The sequence below is a fragment of the Hansschlegelia beijingensis genome (assembly GCF_045505405.1).
Taxonomy (GTDB): Bacteria; Pseudomonadota; Alphaproteobacteria; order Rhizobiales; family Methylopilaceae; genus Methylopila; species Methylopila beijingensis_A.
The window spans coordinates 1-1,115 of record NZ_JBJKEX010000569.1 but is presented as its reverse complement, the minus strand read 5'-3'; the positions used below and the strand labels follow the sequence as shown (position 1 = coordinate 1,115).

The window sequence follows — 1,115 nt, the reverse complement described above, 5'->3', positions numbered from 1 at the left end:
GCTGGGTCTCGCGCCGGACCGATTGACCGCCGCGAGACCCAGCCCGACGCGCCTGCGGCGGTCAATCGGGCCGGCGGGTGCTGCCGTCACAAGGCGAGGCCTCTGCATGGAAGCTGTCCCGGGCTGACTGCCGACGGTCGTCGTCACAGGGCGGAAGCTCTGACCGAACCGTTCGGTCAACAGAAAAGCTAGCGCGCGGGCCCCGTGCTCGCAAGATGACCGAACCGTTCGGTCAATCATTTAGGTTTGTACGCCGTCGCGGGAGAGATGCGGCGGCGGTCCATGCCGGCGCTGATCGGCGGCGTCTCGAGGCGGTCAGACGCTTGTCATCGAGCTCCGCCGCAGCGATCAAATCTTGCGGCGTGAATTCGACGCCGGCCCGACCTGGCCGCCGTCGGACGGCGAGGAGCGCCGCCTGGTGCGCCAGAACAGCCGTTCGACCTTGGAATTTGAAGGATTCTCATTTGTCAGAGTCGCCTTGATGTAGGACCCGTGTGCGCTTATTCGGCTTCGGAGCGGTTTTCAGGCGGTCAGGGAGTAACCCGTTGTCGCGATCCGAAGCCATGCGCCTTGCGGCAGGCGTCACCGGCGGCGTTCTGCTCGCCGCCCTCGCCGTCGCGCCCGCATCGGCGGCTTCCCCCGTCTCGATCGAGCTCAACCGGCTCGAGGCGCGGGACAGCGCCTGCCGGGTCTCGCTCGTCGTCGCGAACCCGGGCGAAAAGGCGATCGACAGCCTGAAGCTCGACCTCGTCTTCTTCGACAAGGAGGGCGTGATCTCCCGCCGTCTGGCGGTCGAGGCGGGCCCGCTGCGCGCCTCCAAGACCGCGGTGAAGCTGTTCGACGCGGCCGAAGTGGGCTGCGACAGCCTCAGCCGCGTGCTGCTGAACGACGTCACGGCCTGCGGCGGCGAGCAGGATTGCCTCGCCCTGGTGACGACGACCTCGCGCGTGAAGGGCGTGGAGTTCGGCAAATGACGGCGCGTCGCGGGCTGGCGGCCGCCCTGGCTTCGGCGCTGGTCCTGCTCAGCCTGAGCCCCGCATGGGCCCAGGGCGGCGCCGAGAGCGTCAGGCCGGCCGCGCAGGCGTTGCCGCCGGCCGAGGAAGTGCAGGCGACCG

1 protein-coding gene is annotated in these 1,115 nt (G+C 69.1%); it reads left to right on the top strand.

Translation table 11 applies throughout. The annotated features are described in order from the left end of the window. Positions 1-545: 545 nt before the first annotated feature. Complete coding sequence (locus ACIKT0_RS18760; RefSeq protein ID WP_407106819.1) at positions 546-974, top strand: hypothetical protein; 429 nt, start codon at positions 546-548, stop codon at positions 972-974. Positions 975-1,115: the final 141 nt, after the last annotated feature.